This is a genomic window from Komagataeibacter europaeus LMG 18890 (assembly GCF_000285295.1).
Taxonomy (GTDB): Bacteria; Pseudomonadota; Alphaproteobacteria; order Acetobacterales; family Acetobacteraceae; genus Komagataeibacter; species Komagataeibacter europaeus.
The window spans coordinates 1-2047 of the sequence record NZ_CADP01000239.1 but is presented as its reverse complement, the minus strand read 5'-3'; the positions used below and the strand labels follow the sequence as shown (position 1 = coordinate 2047).

The window sequence follows — 2047 nt, the reverse complement described above, 5'->3', positions numbered from 1 at the left end:
CGCTGCCGATCGGGCCCGGCCTCGACCAGCGCCTTCAGTTCGGCCTGCTGTGCCCCGTTCAAACGGCAGGCTGGTCCCGGATGCTGATAATCGCGCAGGCCATCCGGCCCTTCAGCATTGAAGCGGTGGACCCAGTCCCGCAGCGTCTGGCGGTCCATGCCGCCCACGCGGGCCGCATCCGTCCGGCTCGCCCCGTCACGGATTGCTGCCAGGGCCAGAAGCCGGCGCGCAGCGTTCGCCTGCCGGCTACGCGCCGCAAGTCGCCTCAGATCAGAGGCCGAATAGTCATCCCGTAGCTTCACCGCCCTCGTCATCAGCCAGATCCTCCCGCATCAAGAGAATCAGAGCCAGCGCCGTTTGTCACTTCACACACGAGTCAGTGGCTACGTCCTTTGGTATTAGGAAATAATGTTATTCATCTTTTTGTGTATGATTTTCTGAGGTCGTCTTCAGAAAATCATGCGGTTTACGCGCCCATGCCTCAAGATCAGTGGCCGACATGGGCTTTGCAAACAGATAGCCCTGCAGCACGTCACAATGTAGTGCCTGCAGCAGACTATATTGTGCTTCTGTTTCGACGCCTTCAGTTACAACAGTCATGCCTAATCGGTTGCCAATACCAATCACAGCGGTCGTGACGGCCTGGGCATTCGCATCATGTTCAAGATTCATGATAAAGCTGCGATCGATTTTGATTTCTGTCAGCGGCAGGCGCGTCAAACGCGACAGACTGGAAAAACCGGTACCAAAATCATCCATGGAAAGGCCGACACCAAGTTTTCGGATGGAGGAAAGTACGTTCATCGTTTCCTCGCTCTCGTCCATCATCACGCTTTCCGTGATTTCCACGGTCAGTCGTTCAGGCGCCAGGTTGTATTTTTTCAGCAGGCCATCAATCATCGGCACCAAGGATCGGTTGCGGAAATGCCCGGCCGAAAGGTTGACCGCGACAACCGGTATCCTGACTCCATCACGATCCCATCTAGTGATCTGGCGGCAGGCCTTTTCAAGCGACCAGCGGCCGATTGCTTCGATCTGGCCAGTTTCTTCCGCCACGGCGATGAAACGGGATGGAAAAATATTACCGAGCGTGGGATGATTCCACCGGGACAAGGCTTCCACCCCATATATCTTGCCTGTAATGGCCTCAATCTGAGGCTGGTAATGCAGGTTCAGCATCCCCTTTGACAGGGAGTCCCGCAGTGCACTGCCCAGAACCAGCCGGTCCTGCGCTTCAGTACTCTCGGTTGTATTGGCTAGCTTATATCCGCCGCGCGCGTCCTTCTTGGCCTGACGCATCGCGATTTCGGCACAACTGACGAGGGACTCTCCATCCGGCCCGTTTTCCGGAAATACCGCGATGCCCATGCTGAAAGAAGCAGCCAGGTGATTGCCCGCGACGTTCAGCGGTCGCTGCATGGCGTCGATGACATTTTTTACGAAGGCGACGGCGGTTTCGGCCGTCGCGTTGGGAATAACCACCACAAAGTCATCCCCGCCAGAGCGGCTGAGCACATAATTGCTGCGGCACAGTGTCTTGAGACGCTCCGCCACCGCCTTCAGGAAGGTATCACCCTGGACATGCCCCAGCGCATCGTTGATATCGCGAAAACGATCCAGATCCATGAGTACCACGGCAAAGCGGTTATCGCCTGGCTGGCTGATCGTAATCATCCGGCGAGAGACGCGGGCGTATTCAGGCGGCGATGGTATTGTGGACCTGCTGGTGGGCTTTCCAGTGCCAGGGCAGGAGTTCATGGAGGCGTGGATTGGGGATGTCATTGATCCGTGCCAGGACATCAGCGAGCCATGCATGGGGATCGACATCGTTCAGGCGCGCGGTGACGATCAGGGAATACATGGCGGCGGCGCGCTCTCCGCCACGATCGGACCCGGCGAACAACCAGGCTTTCCTGCCCAGGGCGATGCCGCGCAGGGCGCGTTCTGCTGCATTGTTTGAGAGGCAGATCCGGCCGTCAGTGAGGAATCGTGTGAATGTATCGGCACGTCTGAGAAAATAGTTCATGGCGTGGGCAACGGGATTTTT

General features: G+C 57.4%; 2 protein-coding genes and 1 pseudogene. All 3 read right to left on the bottom strand.

Annotated features, from left to right (window positions below):
* On the bottom strand, positions 1 to 314 hold a 314-nt coding region (locus GEU01_RS21120), incomplete at its 3' end, for a helix-turn-helix domain-containing protein (protein ID WP_019087064.1).
* Between the two features lie 97 nt (positions 315 to 411).
* A pseudogene (locus tag GEU01_RS23735) lies at positions 412 to 1665 on the bottom strand (putative bifunctional diguanylate cyclase/phosphodiesterase); the annotation flags it as partial.
* A gap of 31 nt (positions 1666 to 1696) precedes the next feature.
* A partial coding sequence (locus tag GEU01_RS21110; protein WP_019086484.1) for an IS66 family transposase occupies positions 1697 to 2047 on the bottom strand: 351 nt, incomplete at its 5' end.